Origin of the sequence: Agrobacterium bohemicum (assembly GCF_002896715.1) — a bacterium.
In the GTDB taxonomy this organism is placed as follows: Bacteria; Pseudomonadota; Alphaproteobacteria; order Rhizobiales; family Rhizobiaceae; genus Agrobacterium; species Agrobacterium bohemicum.
In genome coordinates, this window is the sequence record NZ_PGEL01000023.1 from 172,874 (window position 1) to 188,801 (window position 15,928).

Consider the following 15,928-nt stretch of genomic DNA (forward strand, 5'->3'; position numbering starts at 1 on the left):
CTGACGAATCGCAAGAATTCTGTTAGATTTGGCTATGAACATCGATCTCAATGCGCTTGGTACGACAGCTTTCAGTCTCGGCAGCCTCCACATATCGGTTGGCGCTCTTCTCTGCATCGTCATTTCGGGGTGTCTGGTGGCTGCTGCCTTCATGTGGCGTAAACCGCCGGTTCCCGATCAGTCGCGTGACGAAATCACCGAACTTCTGAGAACACAATCGGAACTGCATGGTCGCATCGCCGCCATGACTGAGACATTGAGTGCGCGCCAGAACGAGATGAGCCAGACGCTGAACGACCGACTGGATGGCATGTCACAGCGCATCGGCACCACTTTGACGGAGCAAACACGCTCGACGCATGNAAATCTCAGTAAGCTGCAGGAGCGGCTTGCTGTCATCGATGCGGCACAGGGCAATATTCAGGATCTGGCCAAGGATGTGATAGGCTTGCAGGCCATCCTCAACAACAAACAGACACGCGGAGCCTTCGGGCAGGCGCGCATGGAAGCGCTGATTGCCGACGCCCTGCCTTCCGGTTCCTACAGTTTGCAGCCGACCCTTTCGAACGGTTTCCGTCCTGATTGCACCATCAGAATGCCGAACAATGCGCCGCCACTGGTCATTGATGCCAAGTTTCCCCTGGAAGCCTGGAACGCGCTGAAAGCCGACGATGCGCCGGAGGCAAAGCGCGCTGCCACGCAGCAGTTTCGTCGCGACATGGAGGTGCATATTCGCGATGTCGCCGAGAAGTATCTGATCTCCGGCGAAACGCAGGATACTGCTTTCATCTTCGTGCCGTCAGAATCGANTTTTGCCGATATTCACCAGCACTTCGAAAATCTCGTCCAGCGCGCACACCGGTCCCGCGTCGTCATCGTATCACCTTCACTGTTGATGCTCTCCGTTCAGGTCATACAGTCGGTTCTCAAAGACCAGCTTATGCGCGAACAGGCGCATCTTATTCAGGGCGAAGTCGCGATGCTGATGGACGATGTACGGCGTCTCGATGACAGAACGCGCAAGTTACAGGCGCATTTCGGACTGGCTCAAAAAGACGTGGACATGATGCTGACCTCCTCGGAAAAAGTTCTGGCGCGTGGGATAAAAATCGAGAGCCTGGATTTTTCGCTGTCTCNAAAAGAAATTGCTCGCTCCGAGGCAGAGCAATTACGCCGCATATCGGACGGGCGCCCGGGTGCCGCCAAACTGCGAGTGGTTGACGACGAGTGATCCACCCGGCAAAGTCCGGCTCTGNTTTGTATCGCTACCCNTTTATGGAATCACCCGCATGATCACAGTTTTTGGGTCCATCAACATGGATCTCGTCGCCATCTCCGAGCGCCTGCCCAAGCCTGGCGAAACGGTCACTGGAAAATCCNTTTCCACAGCGGCTGGCGGCAAGGGAGCAAACCAGGCGCTGGCCGCGAAACGTGCCGGTGCGATCGTGAAAATGGCAGGCGCCGTGGGTGACGACGCGTTTGCCGCACCCGCGCTGACGCTTCTTCGTGATGCGCGGACCGATCTGTCCTTGGTGNAAAGTGTTGCCGTGCCGACAGGCACCGCCGTCATTCTTATCGGCGAGGGCGGCGAGAACATGATCTCGGTCATTCCCGCCGCCAATGGAGAAGTCAACGTTGCGGATGCCGAGCGTGCTGTTTCTGAAATGGCGACCGGTGATATTCTGATGCTGCAATTGGAAATTCCAGCCGATGCCATCGAGGCCGCCCTGAAAGCAGCCAAGGCAAAACGTATCACTACGATCATCAACACGGCGCCTTTGACATCACAGGCTCAACACCTCTCACGGCTTTCCGATATCGTCATCGCCAACGAAACCGAATTCGAGCTTTTGATCGGAAAAAACGGCCTTTCACCAGAACAGAGGGAAACAGAGCTTTCGACGCGCCATGGGGAGACAGGTCAGACCTTTATCGTCACGCTGGGTGCAGAGGGCGTGATCGCTATCCGCAACGGCAAGCTCTTTAAGGCCACAGGCCTTAAAATCGAACCTGTCGATACCGTCGGCGCTGGCGATACGTTCTGTGGTTATCTGGCTGCAAGCCTCGACGCCGGTCTGGATTTCGAGTTAGCGCTTCGCCGGGCAGCCGTCGCCGGTTCGCTGGCCTGCACCCGTGAAGGTGCGCAGCCATCCATTCCTGTTGCATCCGAAGTGGAAGCAAAGGTCTGAACCATTATCAGGTACGGATGAAAGTGAGATAGGCGGAACTGCGACCTTCACGCTTCGCCTTGTTCTCGTATCGGGTACCCGGCCATGTATCGAAAGGTGTCGACCAGTCTGCTGAGATTTCTGCAGTCCACTTAAATCCGCCGTGGTGGGCGCAATGTTGAAGCGTCCAGTTAACATAGGTGTCGATGTCGGAGGCAAAGCAGAACTTGGCTCCAGGCTTCAACACACGGTGAAACCGCGCCAGATTGACATCTGACACGAAGCGCCGCTTCCAGTGCTTTTTCTTCGGCCAGGGATCAGGATAGAGCAGATCGATATGGTCGATGCACGCATCCGGTAGCCAGTCCAGCAACTGTGTTGCATCGTCGTCATAGAGGCGGATGTTCATCAATTCGCGTTCGCGCACGCTGCCCAGCAATTTCGCCATGGAATTGACGAAGGGCTCGACGCCGAAGAAGCCGGTGGCCGGATTTTCGGAGGCACGGTGGATGAGATGCTCACCACCGCCAAAGCCGATTTCAAGGCGAATGGATTTCACATCAGCGGGAAAAAGCGCCGCGAGGTTTTTAGGCGGCGGCGTCTCAAGATCGACCTTAAGCAAGGGCAAAAGGTTTTCAATCGTATCGACCTGCTGGTTGCGCAGCGGTTTGCCTTTCCGCCTGCCNAAAAACGCCTCGGTTGCGCGTGACCGCCGCTCTTCCGTCATGTCAGTACTCTCAAGCCAGATAGATTAACCCGTGCAGTGCCTTCAAGGGCTCTGCACGGGTTATGATGTCAGACCGTATCTCTCAATCAGCGCTGATTGACAAGTCTTATGCCGCTTTCAGGGCGTCCTTCAGCGGCTTGACGAGGTCAAGTTTCTCCCAGGAGAACGAACCGTCACGGCCAGCCTTGCGGCCGAAGTGACCATAAGAAGACGNTTTTGCATAGATCGGCTTGTTAAGATCGAGATGACGACGAATGCCCGATGGCGACAGATCGATGACCTTGCGGATCGCGGCCTCGACTTCGTCTTCGCTCAGCTTGCCAGTCTCGTGGAAATCGACATAGACCGACAATGGCTGCGCAACGCCGATGGCGTAGGACAGCTGGATCGTGCAACGCTCTGCCAATCCTGCCGCGACGACATTCTTGGCGATATAGCGGGCCGCGTAAGCAGCGGAACGGTCAACCTTTGTCGTATCCTTGCCGGAAAACGCGCCGCCGCCATGAGGGGCAGCACCGCCATAGGTGTCCACGATGATCTTACGACCGGTCAGGCCAGCGTCACCATCAGGACCACCGATCACGAACTTGCCGGTTGGGTTGATGTACCACTGGCAATCGTCTGCGATCTTCAACTCGCCGAGTGCTTCACGGATGTAAGGCTCCACGACGGAACGGACTTTCTTGGAGTCCCAGCTTGCATCAAGGTGCTGCGTGGACAAAACGATGGAGACGGCTTCGGAGGCCTTTCCATCGACGTAACGCACTGTAACCTGGCTCTTGGCATCGGGGCCAAGCTTTGCAGCTTCGCCTTCACCGCTTTTACGCGCAGTGGCCAGAAGCTGGAGAATACGGTGCGAATAATAGATCGGGGCCGGCATCAGGTCCGGTGTTTCCTTGCAGGCATAACCGAACATGATGCCCTGGTCGCCCGCGCCTTCGTCGCCCTGCTTGTCAGAGGCGTTGTCTACGCCCTGCGCAATGTCGGCAGACTGCGGGTGAAGCAACACGTCGATCTTGGCCGTCTTCCAGTGGAAACCATCCTGCTCGTAACCGATATCTCGGATTGCCTTGCGGGCAGCAGCCTTGAACTTGGCGGGATTGATGATGGGATGGCCACTTGCGTCTTTCAACACCTTGCCGTCCTTGTCCTGCTTGAGCAGGGTATCTGGTACGCGGACTTCACCAGCGATGATCACGCGATTGGTAGTAGCAAGCGTTTCGCAGGCAATGCGGACAGTCCAAGGGTCGACACCAGTCTTGGCAGCTTCACGGTAAATGAGATCAACGATTTCATCGGAGATACGGTCACACACCTTGTCAGGGTGACCTTCAGCGACAGACTCGCTGGTGAACAGGTAATTGGCACGCATGCGGGATTCCCCTCAAAGAAACTGTCTTCGCGTTTGTTAGTCATTTTGCCAGAGAAAAACAAGGACACAACGACATAAATATATCTTTATATGAGAAATCCTAACTCATCCTTACGCNAAAAAAACGGCCCCGAAGGACCGTTTGATGATGGAAAGGCAGTGCCGGGATTATTCCGCGTCGCCCTCTGCTGCGAGCGCCTTCACCAGATCGACAATACGCCGGCGAACTTTTGGGTCGCTAATCTTGACAAATGCCCTGTTCAGCTGAAGACCTTCGGATGACGACAGGAAGTCTACGACATAGTTGGAGCTGGACGCTTCTGCCATGCCGGTTGCACTTACTGTGTGGTCGCCCGGCGCGTCTTCGAAGAAGAAGGATACGGGAACATTCAAAATGCCGGAAATGTTCTGCAGGCGGCTTGCGCCGACGCGGTTCGTTCCTTTTTCGTANTTTTGAATCTGTTGGAAAGTGATGCCGAGGCTCTCACCCAGTTTTTCCTGGCTCATGCCCAGCATGGTACGACGGAGGCGGATACGGCTCCCGACATGAATGTCAATCGGGTTCGGCTTCTTCTTGTTTTCTGTCATTGTTGTGATCCTGACATTCGTTTTATTCGGGGTTATCGACTACACGCCTGTACCAATCCTGAACTGTAGGAGTGTCGCAGCACGGAATATATCATGTGCGTTGTGCAACCGAGCAAGTTCACTATGCAANTTTAGGGGTTTTTCGTCAATTCTTCCGATTCATCAAACCCATCCGAGCGATCACTGCACACACGAGCAATAATCCAAAGAACAACCAAAAGTGTATCTGTCGCATATCTGCGGTGACGATACCAGTAGACAATCCACTTAAAGTGGAATCAATTATCCCTTTTTGACCGTAATCCAGCCCTGCGACAATTCGCCCCATAGGATCAATTATTGCCGAAATGCCCGTGTTGGCAGCGCGAATCACTGGAACACCGGTTTCCACGGCGCGTATTCGCGCCTGCTGTAAGTGCTGATAGGGACCGGGCGTATTACCGAACCAGCCGTCATTCGTAACGTTGACGATGGCTGTCGAGGTCGAGATGTCAGCGGGAACCTCGCCCGGAAAAATGATTTCATAGCAGATGAAGGAGTACAGCTTTTTGCCTGAAGGCAATGTGATGGCGTCTCGTGTTGCTGCGGGTGAAAAGCCTCCCGGCAGGCTGATCAGATTGTCGATGCCGAGATGCCGCAGCACATTTTCGAACGGGACATATTCGCCAAACGGGACGAGGTGAACCTTGTCCGTCGCGCCGATGATCTGCCCCTCGCTGTCGATGGCATAGACCGAATTATAGTAGCGTGGCGCATTTCCGGCACCTGCATCTTCCATCCGCACGGCGCCCGTCAGAAGGATTTGCCCATCTTTAAGCGTCTTCGCAATATCTTCGAGAGCATCGGGATTTTGCGTCAGGATGAACGGCACTGACGTTTCCGGCCAGACGATAATGTCGGGACGTTTCTGNCCCTCGGGGGTCGGCAAAGCCGAAAGACGCAGATGCTCCTTGAAAATCTCCGCACGATCGGCGTTCAGCATCTTGCGAGACTGGTCGATCCCCGGCTGCACGATTCTGACGGTCAGAGCGTCGTTTGGGGGCGACAATGGTTGCTGGAGACGATACGCACCATAGCCGAAATGAAATGCCATCATCACGGCTGCAATCGACAGCCCTGCTATCATTCCTTTCTTTGTACCGAGCAAGGCTGGACTGGNAAAGATGAACACGGCCATTATCGACATTCCGAAAATGCCGATAAGATTGGATGTTTGCATCATANGGGGTATCGGCATCAGACCAGAGCCGACCGTATTCCATGGAAATCCGGTCAGAACGAAACTGCGCAGCCATTCGATCACACCGAAGGAGGCTGCGAGAGCCGCAATGCGTCCCCAACCATCAGACCACAGCAGGTTCGCCAGCATGACGGCGAGGCCGTNAAAAATGGCAAGACATGCAGGAAGGCCGAAAATTGCCAGTGGCAAGGCCCAAGCGAATTCATCCGCCTCCAGAAGCAATGCGTTGCCAAGCCACCACAGCCCGGCCACGAAATAACCAAAGCCGAACAGCCAGCCTATGACGAATGTTTTCCAACCACGCGACCACGCGCCCCCATCGGGGGTTCCGGTTGTCCCGTCGATCAACCAGACCAGTAACGTAAAAGAGATGAAAAGTGCCGCGAAAAAACCGAAGGGCGGAAAAGCGAGTGCACCGACAGCGCCAGCAAGAAAGGCGGTACATATTCTCCCNAAACCACTGCACAACATGATTTTGCCCGCCAGCCGCTCCATGCAGTATCCACCNTTTCAAGGCACCGTCCGGCACGAGATACACGGGAGGCGACACCGTCTGTTTAACCGGACTTACTGTNAAAAAAAGCGCGCGTCCACAGAACGAATATTCTGCGGCACTCAAATCATGAACATTGCTCGCACATCAGGCCGAAGCGTTATCCGCACGGTTTGAGGGCGGTGGCAAAGCGAGAACCACTTCACTTGTAGCCTCGGCAGGGGCCTGATCATCCTCGCCCTCAGAGGACTGGTTGCGGACGATACGAACGCCTTTGATGCGGCGCGAATCGGCGTCGAGAATATGGAATTCAAAACCGGACACCGCCCGAACGACTTCACCCTTTACCGGAATGCGACCAAGGGCGAAGAAAATGAGACCGCCCAAAGTGTCTATTTCCTCAAGATGCTCACGAACATCGAAATCGGGGCCAATAGCTTCGGCCAGTTCTGTCAACTCGGCACGTGCATCGGCAATCAGAACACCAGCGGAAAGGCGGGAGAACATCGTCTCGTCCTTGTCATGCTCGTCATCAATATCACCGATCACCATCTCGACAATGTCTTCGTGGCTGACGAGGCCATCAGTTCCGCCATATTCATCAATCACGAGCGCAAGCTGCGTGCGCTGGGCCTGCATGGNTTTCAACAGGGCTGAGGCCAGCATGGAAGACGGTACGAACAGGATTTTGCGGACCAGACCGGCTTCTGCGAGTGNTTTTTCCAGATCGACTCGGGCAAGATCGAAATTGGCACGTGGCGACTTTGCAGCTTTAACATCGGCCGCGGNCGTTGCACGCGAGCCCACGCGGCGTTTATTTCGCGCCTGCTTGCCAATGAAAGACAGAAGATCGCGAATATGGATCATACCCTTGGGGTTATCCAGCGTCTCGTCATAGACAGGCATGCGCGAACGACCGGTTTCTTCAAACAGGATCATCGCCTCGCCAACGGTCATATCCTGATCGAGACCGTCGATATCGACGCGCGGGATCATGATGTCCTCAACGCGGACCTCTCTGAAACGCAGAATATTATTGAGCATCGCCCGCTCTTCGGGCGTAAACGCGGCACCGATTTCGGTATCGGTCATCAGCGCGTCGGTAATGTCTTCACGCAGACGCTCGCCGTGCGACGGCTTTAACAGCCGCGAGATGCGAGACCAGAGGGACGCTCTGGGTTTGAAGTGGTATTCGGATCGTAAGGGACTACTGCCCTCCTCCGATGAGGATTGCTCCCCGGTTTCTTTGGCCTCTTGGGCCGGTCGTGCAGAATTTTCGTTCATGGTCCCAAACTGTTAATTCAAAGCGGCTCTTGACCCGCGTAGGGATCAGATAGACCAAGCTTCGCCAAAATGCGAGTCTCGAGCCCTTCCATTTCTTCCGCCTCTTCGGTGTCCGTATGATCGTAGCCGAAAAGATGCAGAAAGCCATGCACCAGAAGATGCGTCAGATGATCCTCGAAACTCTTGTCCAGATCAAGGGCTTCTCGCTCCACAGTTTCATGCGCGATGACGATATCACCCAACATCGGCCCCGGCATGCCGCCCGGTTCCAGCGGATAGGCTGGAAAAGACAACACATTCGTCGGCGTGTCCTTCTCACGCCACTCCGCATTGATCTCACGGATCGAGGCGTCATCGGTAAAGACAAGTGACAGTTCCGTAGGCGTTTTTGGAAAAGGCTGCTTTTCTTCCGCCTTCNAAAAATCGACAGCCGGGTTCAGGACCCGGCTGGTCAACACCAAAAGTTCATCTTCCGATGGCCAGTTCTCGGCCTCGACGCTGATCTGAATATCGAGTGACGTCATGTCCTGCTTCAATTGCCTCTTGGAAGGCTTTCATCCGGCACGGCGGTCTGCGCTTCATAGGCGCGGACGATACGTGCGACCATAGGGTGGCGAACGACGTCCACATCCTTGAAGCGAACGACGGACACACCCTCGACATCCGTGAGGATTTGCAAGGCGTCCACAAGGCCAGACTTCATGCCACGCGGCAAGTCCACCTGGCTTGGGTCACCGGTGACGATCATGCGGCCTTTTTCACCTAGGCGCGTCAGAAACATCTTCATCTGCATCGTTGTGGTGTTCTGAGCTTCATCGAGGATGACGACCGCATTGGCAAGTGTGCGCCCACGCATGAAAGCCAGTGGAGCAATTTCGATGACTCCGGCCTGAATGGCACGCTCAACCTTATCGCCCGGCATCATGTCATACAGTGCGTCATAGAGCGGCCGCAGATAGGGATCGACCTTTTCTTTCATGTCGCCGGGAAGAAAGCCCAGACGCTCACCGGCCTCGACCGCTGGACGCGACAGAATGATCCGATCAACCGCGCCACGTTCCAGCAATTGCGCTGCATGCGCTACGGCTAGATAGGTCTTACCCGTACCTGCAGGCCCTACGCCAAAGACCAGCTCCGACTGTTCCAGCGCTCGCATATAGACATCCTGTGTCGGCGTACGAGCGGCGATGGTTTTCTTGCGAGTGGAAATCTGAGCCATGGAGATTTTGGCTTTGCGCTCCATGGTCGGTAGGATCAACTGATCGTCCGCCGCCATCGCCATGCGAATGGCACCTTCAACGTCAGATACCTCGACTGTTCCGCCTTTCAAAAGGCGCTCATAGAGCATGTCCAGCGCGCGGCGCGCCTGGTTGGTAGCAACGAGATCCCCGGTGATGGCAACCGAATTACCGCGGGGGCGTACGTCGATGTTAAGGCGCTGTTCTAGCAGTTTCAGGTTTTGATCGAACTGACCGAACAGCTCTCCGGCTATCCTGTTATTCTCGAACGTGAGGACGAAGTGATTGGCGTCGGTCGCGGCTGGGCGTGGCTGGCGCGATGGGGGTGATACCAATTCGTGTGCGTTCAAGCGGTCAGGCTCCCGTCCAAAGTCAGTGTCGGTCCCCACTCTCGCTGTCTGCCACCTCGGCAAACAAGCTGTTTGGACCCGTTGCGGTGATTCGCACATGAACAATGTCGCCGATTTTCATGTCGTTTGCATCAAGATTCACAGATTGCAGCCAAGGAGATCGTCCAATCAACTGCCCCGGCATGCGACCGGGCTTTTCCAGCAACACATCCATCGTCTTGCCAACCAGCGAACCGGCAAATTCATGCTGTTGTTTCAATAGCAAAGCCTGCAAACGTTCAAGCCGCTCACTTTTTACGTCTTCCGGCACCTGATCGATCAAATCTGCACCAGGTGTGCCGGGACGCGTGGAATATTTGAATGAAAAGGCCTGCGCGTATTTCACCTGCTCCACGATGGCGAGGGTATCGGCAAAATCCTGATCCGTCTCGCCAGGGAAACCGACAATAAAATCCCCGGACATAGCGATATCAGGGCGGGCTGCGCGAATCTTTTCGACAAGCCTAATATACTCTTCGCCGGTGTGGCGCCGGTTCATGGCTTTCAGGATCACGTCGGAGCCCGATTGTACCGGGAGATGCAGATAAGGCATCAAAATGCGGAGATCACGATGAGCTTCGATCAGTTGATCGTCCATGTCTCGCGGGTGGCTGGTGGTGTACCGCAAGCGGGCGATACCAGGAATTTCCGCCAGCCGATACAGCAGCTCCGCAAGTCCCCATTGCTCGCCATTGGGGCCCGATGACCGCCAGGCGTTGACGTTCTGGCCAAGCAGCGTGATCTCCCGCACGCCAGAATCGACCAACCTCATTGCTTCATCAACGATCTGCTGCACGGGCCGCGAGACTTCAGACCCCCGCGTGTAAGGCACCACGCAGAAGGTACAGAACTTGTCGCACCCTTCTTGCACCGTCAAAAAAGCCGTGACACCACGCGCCCGGATTTTTGCCTTTTCCGCGACAGGCAAATGCTCGAACTTGTCTTCGACTGCATATTCCGTTTCGATGACACGCTCACCACCGCGGGCGCGCCGCAGTGCTTCCGGCAAGCGATGGTAAGTTTGCGGACCGATGACAACGTCCACCGCTGGCGCACGGCGCAGAATTTCATCGCCCTCCGCCTGCGCCACACAACCCGCAACGCCGATCATGAATTCGCGGCCCTGTTCCGCACGGGAGGTCTTCATATCCCGTAGGCGACCCAGCGCGGAATAGACCTTTTCCGCAGCTCTTTCCCGGATATGACAGGTGTTGAGAAGAACGAGATCTGCCTCGTTGATATCCTCGGTCGGCTCGTAGCCGTCCTTTGCCAGAGCATCGCCCATGCGAACGGAATCATAGACGTTCATTTGGCAGCCATAGGTCTTGATGAAGACCTTGCGGCTGTTTGCGCCCTCGCGAAGGGCGGGTGGGTTGGCTTCAAGGCCGATCAATTCCTGGGTCATGGCCGTTATCTAATGNTTTAAAGCACCATGTTAAACAGAAAAATGCACAATCAACGAGACTTTCGCCATCCGCCGCGCAAACTGAAATTCAACATGGTGCGGATAGAGGTTGTCGCATCGGCGCTCAATGTCTTGCGATTATCGCCACGGCGGAATGAAATCGCCTCCCCGAAAGAGACGTCGACATCGATGGTGCCTGCTTTCATGATACCAAAAAATGACGGCACCAGTTCGATGCTTCCCGGCCATGCAGCAACTGGGCGGTGATAACGACCCATCGCCATGCCCTGGATGCCGGTATAGGCAACCGCCACCGGCTGCACATGCACCATCTGCCCGGGCACCTGCTCGGCCGCACTGGAGGCCGCGCCNAAAAGGGAAGATTTGATCGGAAGAAGTCGATTGCCGTCCGACGTCGTTCCCTCGGGAAAAAGAAGAACGATTTCACCATTTGCCATGCGCTGCGCGATGTCGTTGACCTGCTCGCCGGCATTGCGCTTCTGATCACGTGTGACGAAAATCGNTTTTTGCAGACGGGCCAACACACCGAAGACCGGCCAGTCACGCACTTCTGTCTTGGCGATGAAAACCACGTCGGCAGTGCTGCCCAAAACCATGATGTCGGTCCACGACACATGATTGACCGCCAACAGCAGAGGCTTGGCACGCTCCACCTCGCCATGGATGTGAACCTTTATGCCGAGCAGATGACAGGCCACCCTGTGCCAAAACCGCGGGAGGCGGCGGCGGATCGGCCAATCNAAATGAAGGGCAACAAGTTGCACCGGCAACAGCACCAGCGTGACCAGTGTCAGAACGATGGTGAAATACATCACTCGCAGCCACATCATCGCTTCATCCGCTCCGTGGCACCATGTCTGGCTCAGCCATCTTCGGGCTTCAGCGGCACGCCGTAAAGTTCGAGCCTGTGATCCACCAGCTTGAAACCATGTTCACGCGCAATCTTTTCCTGAAGCGCTTCAATTTCGGCAGAGCGAAACTCAATGACGACGCTGTTCTTCAAGTCGATCAGGTGATCGTGATGCTCTTCCGGCATGGTTTCATAACGCGAGCGGCCATCGCGGAAATCATGACGTTCGATGATGCCTGCATCCTCAAAAAGCTTGACCGTGCGATAGACTGTAGAAATCGAGATGCGGGGATCGACGGTTGACGAGCGACGATAAAGCTCCTCGACATCCGGATGGTCTTCGGATTCCTGTAAGACGCGGGCAATCACACGACGCTGATCGGTCATGCGCATACCGCGCTCGGCACATAGTTCTTCCAGCGTTTTCGAAAGGTCTATCACGTCTTGTAACTCTCAGGTGCTTCCGTTGGAATGGCGCTCAGGCGCTGTGCAATCGTTACAACGAACTAACGAAGATCACGACGCATGACAAGCGCCGTCGATTTCGTACCATCCTTGGCAGTATAGTAGGCCTGCCGTTCAGCCACGGTTTTAAAGCCCAGCTTTCTATAAAGCCCCACCGCAGAGGCGTTACCGCCATCGACTTCCAGAAACATGGTTTCAGCACCGCGCATCTCCGCCTCACGCATGGCCGCCTGCATCAGCCGCCAACCAAGACCGGCGCGTGCGAACTTTTCACTGACAGCAACGGTTAGAATTTCGGCCTCACCGCCCGCCTCTCGCGACAAAACGAAGCCGCCCATCGGCTTGCTGAAAAAGGCGTTGGTCTGGCGTGCGACTGCACCAAAAACGCTACTCTGGCTGAGCAGACCTGAAAACTCGCCGTCATTCCAGGGACGTGAGAACCGCGCGCTATGCAACTCGGCAACCTCGACACAGTCGCCGTGAACCATGGTCACGATCTCGAAGTAAGGTTTCCAGCTCAGGTAATCGTCAAACATCGAAAGGAATCATCCGCATCCAAACTCTGAATGGCCCTATCAGGCAACCGGACGTCGTTCCAGTGCAAAACCTGACTGTGGTTTGGCGTCTGGTCCACGCAGATACAGCGGCGCAGGTTTTGGCATGCCCTGTGGCTTTTTCGCGCCCAGACGGGCAACGGTTACAATCGCAAACCGGTCCGGCCCGGAGCCTGTTTCCCCGCCAATAAAAAGCGGTGCAGCAGAGCCGATGACGGTGCCAGCAAAGCCTGCAAGTGCTGATTTCGCCTCTTCGAGTGACAGGAGTGCTGCCTCGCCGGTGGGCGATCCATCTGGGGCGAAGGTCTGGAGATAGGCTTCGTCACGCTTGGCATCGAGCCCGACAGCAACCGACAGCCCAGGATTTTGAGAATGGTGTTGCGCCGCCAGTGTTTCCAAAGTCGTGATGCCCACCGCCTCGATACCTAGCGAAAGCGCGAACCCTCGAGCCGCAGCCACGCCCACGCGAATGCCGGTAAAAGACCCGGGACCGATGGTGACAGCAATCCGCTCAACATCTTTCAACGCCAAGGAGGCCTGCAGCAAAGCACCGTCGATAATACCCATCAGCAGTTCCGCATGGCCCTTGCCGATATTTTCTGTCACTTCGCCCAGCACAACATCCGCTGCGCTGTCATAAAGGCAGGCAGAGCAATCCACACCTGACGTGTCGATGGAAAGAACGATCATGGGATGAGCCGTCCTCTTTCAGACGGCTTCGACTTCTTGCACTTCTGGAACGAAATGGCGCAAAAGGTTCTGTACGCCGTGTTTCAGCGTTGCAGTGGAAGACGGGCAACCGGAGCATGCACCCTTCATGTTGAGGAACACAGTGCCATCGCGGAAACCGCGGAAGGTGATATCGCCGCCATCTTGTGCAACAGCAGGCCGAACACGTGTTTCGAGAAGTTCCTTGATGGTGGCAACGATAGTCTCGTCACCGGCTTCGAAGAACTCTTCTTCCTCATCGGAGATTTCGGCGGCAACAGCCGTTCCCATCAGCGGGCGACCGGACATGAAATGTTCCATGATCGAACCGAGAATTGCCGGCTTCAGATGCTGCCACTCGGCGCCGTCCTTTGATACGGTGATGAAATCAAAGCCGTAATAGACGCCTGTCACACCCGGAATTTCGAACAAGACTGCAGCCAGCGGCGAGGCTTGCGCCTGCGCGGCATTCAGGAATTCAGCCGTGCCACTTTCCAAAACGACTTTGCCTGGAAGAAACTTCAGCGTTGCCGGGTTCGGCGTGGATTCCGTCTGAATGAACATTGCAATCTCCTTCGGGATACGCCATCGACATCCCGCAATTTAGAATACTTCCAAAATACGCCGGACGAAGATCAACTTCAAGTCCTGACATGATAAACACATTCAAGAAATCTGATAATCAGCAGAGAGCGTCGATTTCTTCATCCGTGAGAGTATCTGGTAAAACCGTCACCGGGATCGGAAATGCAGCACCCCGCCCCGCGATGGAGGACACCAATGGCCCAGGCCCTTCTTTGGTCGATCCCGCCGCAAGCACGAGAATGGCGATATCCCGGTCCTCATCGATCAAGCCGTGAATCTGTTCGGCGGCATTGCCTTCTCGGATCACAGATTCCGGCTCCATTCCAACGCTTTCGCGCACCTTTTGCGCCACCTTGGCCAAGGATGCTTCAGCTTCTTCTCGCGCTTCGGCGCGCATGATCTGCTCGACGCCGAGCCATTGCTGGAAATCGCCTTCCGGGATCACATAGAGAAGCACGAGCGCGCCATTGGAGTTTTTTGCACGGCGACCCGCATAGTGAACGGCCCTTTCGCACTCTGGCGTTCCATCGATGACAGCTAGAAACTTGCGGCGGTGTCCTTCGAGACGCGAAAGCCGTTTCGATACCATTGCGTACTCCTCTATTCGTCGCGGCAGGACAAACCGCCCGATGGCTCGGGCGACATTATATCAAATCCCGAGATTTAAACATGTTGTTTACCGAGAGAAATGTCTGAGCGTCAGCGCAGGAACCCGATGATATCGCGGACTTCGTTCATCGTCTTTTCAGCGATCACCCCTGCCCGCTCGCCGCCCTGTTTCAGAATTCCATCGATGTGACTGACATCGTCAAGCAAGCGACGCATTTCTCCGTTGATGGGGGCAAGGACATTGACCGCGAGATCAACCAGAGCCGGTTTGAATGCGGAGAACTGCTGNCCCCCGAATTCTGCCAAAACGTCTGCCTTGGTCCGGTCGGACAAAGCCGCATAAATGCCTATCAGGTTTTCAGCCTCGGCACGCCCCTTCAGGCCATCCACTTCACTTGGCAGCGCATCGGGGTCTGTCTTTGCCTTCCTGATCTTTTTCGAGATCGCATCGACATCATCCATAAGGTTGATGCGCGACAGATCGGAGGGATCGGACTTAGACATTTTCTTCGTACCATCCTTCAAGGACATGACACGCGGCGCCGGACCGCCGATCAAGGGTTCCACCATCGGGAAATACGCATGCACGGGCTCATCGCCAACCGTGATATCGACGCCGAGACCGGTCGGACGGATGTGATCGCTGAAATCGATATTGAATTTCTGCGCAATATCGCGGGCGAGCTCGAGATGCTGCTTCTGATCATCGCCTACAGGTACGTGTGTTGCACGATACACGAGAATATCGGCTGCCATCAGGCTTGGGTATGCCAGCAAACCAAGCGAAACCTGTTCGGTGTTCTTGCCTGATTTGTCCTTGAACTGCGTCATCCGCTCCATCCAGCCGATGCGCGCCACGCAGTTGAACACCCATGCCAGTTCGGCATGCTGCGGCACGGCGGATTGATTGAAAACGATTTGCTTGACCGGATCAATACCCGCCGCGATGAAGGCGGCGGCAATCGAGCGCGTCTGAGACTTCAGGTCGGCGTGCACGAGTTGCGCGGTGATCGCATGCATATCAACCACGCAATAAATGCAATCATTGTCTTCCTGCAGAGCGACGAATTTGCGGATGGCACCGAGATAGTTGCCGAGGTGAAGGTTTCCGGTTGGCTGGACGCCTGAGAAAACCAGTGGCTTGAATGCGTTCATGATCGTCCTCGAAAAGGCTTGTGGAGGGCCTTGCCCCGCGTTTCAAATTGGTGGCGCTTATGCACCCGCAACAGCCT

Annotated in this window: 17 protein-coding genes; 2 read left to right on the forward strand and 15 right to left on the reverse strand. The window is 55.5% G+C overall.

Annotated elements, in window-relative coordinates; all coding sequences use genetic code 11:
* The first annotated feature begins 28 nt into the window (after nucleotides 1-28).
* On the forward strand, nucleotides 29-1,231 hold the full coding sequence (locus tag CUC55_RS09925; RefSeq protein ID WP_425352805.1) for a DNA recombination protein RmuC: 1,203 nt from the start codon (nucleotides 29-31) through the stop codon (nucleotides 1,229-1,231).
* 58 nt (nucleotides 1,232-1,289) lie between these two features.
* Nucleotides 1,290-2,189, forward strand: a complete 900-nt coding sequence (locus CUC55_RS09930; RefSeq protein ID WP_103087719.1) for a ribokinase — start codon at nucleotides 1,290-1,292, stop codon at nucleotides 2,187-2,189.
* A gap of 7 nt (nucleotides 2,190-2,196) precedes the next feature.
* On the opposite strand, the gene trmB is transcribed toward CUC55_RS09930, so the two are convergent.
* From trmB to trpS, 15 genes are all read right to left on the reverse strand, one after another.
* On the reverse strand, nucleotides 2,197-2,895 hold the full coding sequence (trmB, locus tag CUC55_RS09935; RefSeq protein ID WP_103087720.1) for a tRNA (guanine(46)-N(7))-methyltransferase TrmB: 699 nt from the start codon (nucleotides 2,893-2,895) through the stop codon (nucleotides 2,197-2,199).
* A gap of 106 nt (nucleotides 2,896-3,001) precedes the next feature.
* Nucleotides 3,002-4,267: a methionine adenosyltransferase gene (gene metK, locus CUC55_RS09940; RefSeq protein WP_103087721.1), complete on the reverse strand. Its 1,266-nt coding sequence runs from the start codon at nucleotides 4,265-4,267 to the stop codon at nucleotides 3,002-3,004.
* Nucleotides 4,268-4,435: 168 nt separating this feature from the next.
* The gene (locus tag CUC55_RS09945) at nucleotides 4,436-4,855 is read right to left on the reverse strand and encodes a helix-turn-helix domain-containing protein (RefSeq protein ID WP_103087722.1); all 420 of its coding nucleotides are present in this window, start codon (nucleotides 4,853-4,855) and stop codon (nucleotides 4,436-4,438) included.
* Between the two features lie 145 nt (nucleotides 4,856-5,000).
* Nucleotides 5,001-6,590, reverse strand: a complete 1,590-nt coding sequence (gene lnt / locus CUC55_RS09950; protein ID WP_103087723.1) for an apolipoprotein N-acyltransferase — start codon at nucleotides 6,588-6,590, stop codon at nucleotides 5,001-5,003.
* A 145-nt stretch (nucleotides 6,591-6,735) separates the two neighbouring features.
* Complete coding sequence (locus CUC55_RS09955; RefSeq protein ID WP_103087724.1) at nucleotides 6,736-7,872, reverse strand: hemolysin family protein; 1,137 nt, start codon at nucleotides 7,870-7,872, stop codon at nucleotides 6,736-6,738.
* A 17-nt stretch (nucleotides 7,873-7,889) separates the two neighbouring features.
* The gene (gene ybeY / locus CUC55_RS09960) at nucleotides 7,890-8,396 is read right to left on the reverse strand and encodes an rRNA maturation RNase YbeY (protein ID WP_103087800.1); all 507 of its coding nucleotides are present in this window, start codon (nucleotides 8,394-8,396) and stop codon (nucleotides 7,890-7,892) included.
* A gap of 8 nt (nucleotides 8,397-8,404) precedes the next feature.
* Complete coding sequence (locus CUC55_RS09965) at nucleotides 8,405-9,460, reverse strand: PhoH family protein (protein WP_067649549.1); 1,056 nt, start codon at nucleotides 9,458-9,460, stop codon at nucleotides 8,405-8,407.
* 22 nt (nucleotides 9,461-9,482) lie between these two features.
* A complete protein-coding gene (gene miaB, locus CUC55_RS09970; RefSeq protein ID WP_067649552.1) occupies nucleotides 9,483-10,904 on the reverse strand; it encodes a tRNA (N6-isopentenyl adenosine(37)-C2)-methylthiotransferase MiaB in 1,422 nt (473 codons plus the stop codon).
* 50 nt (nucleotides 10,905-10,954) lie between these two features.
* Nucleotides 10,955-11,755, reverse strand: coding sequence for a lyso-ornithine lipid O-acyltransferase (gene olsA / locus CUC55_RS09975; protein WP_103087725.1), 801 nt, complete (start codon nucleotides 11,753-11,755; stop codon nucleotides 10,955-10,957).
* A 32-nt stretch (nucleotides 11,756-11,787) separates the two neighbouring features.
* Nucleotides 11,788-12,168 carry a Fur family transcriptional regulator gene (locus tag CUC55_RS09980; RefSeq protein WP_425352212.1) on the reverse strand — a complete coding sequence of 127 codons (381 nt, stop codon included), beginning with the start codon at nucleotides 12,166-12,168 and terminating at the stop codon, nucleotides 11,788-11,790.
* 113 nt (nucleotides 12,169-12,281) lie between these two features.
* Nucleotides 12,282-12,776 carry a GNAT family N-acetyltransferase gene (locus CUC55_RS09985; protein WP_067649561.1) on the reverse strand — a complete coding sequence of 165 codons (495 nt, stop codon included), beginning with the start codon at nucleotides 12,774-12,776 and terminating at the stop codon, nucleotides 12,282-12,284.
* Nucleotides 12,777-12,815: 39 nt separating this feature from the next.
* Nucleotides 12,816-13,484, reverse strand: coding sequence for a tRNA (adenosine(37)-N6)-threonylcarbamoyltransferase complex dimerization subunit type 1 TsaB (tsaB, locus tag CUC55_RS09990; protein WP_067649563.1), 669 nt, complete (start codon nucleotides 13,482-13,484; stop codon nucleotides 12,816-12,818).
* Nucleotides 13,485-13,502: 18 nt separating this feature from the next.
* On the reverse strand, nucleotides 13,503-14,066 hold the full coding sequence (locus CUC55_RS09995; protein WP_062451583.1) for a NifU family protein: 564 nt from the start codon (nucleotides 14,064-14,066) through the stop codon (nucleotides 13,503-13,505).
* Between the two features lie 118 nt (nucleotides 14,067-14,184).
* A complete protein-coding gene (locus CUC55_RS10000; protein WP_067649568.1) occupies nucleotides 14,185-14,676 on the reverse strand; it encodes a universal stress protein in 492 nt (163 codons plus the stop codon).
* Between the two features lie 110 nt (nucleotides 14,677-14,786).
* Nucleotides 14,787-15,851 carry a tryptophan--tRNA ligase gene (trpS, locus tag CUC55_RS10005; protein WP_067649570.1) on the reverse strand — a complete coding sequence of 355 codons (1,065 nt, stop codon included), beginning with the start codon at nucleotides 15,849-15,851 and terminating at the stop codon, nucleotides 14,787-14,789.
* Between the last annotated feature and the right edge of the window lie 77 nt (nucleotides 15,852-15,928).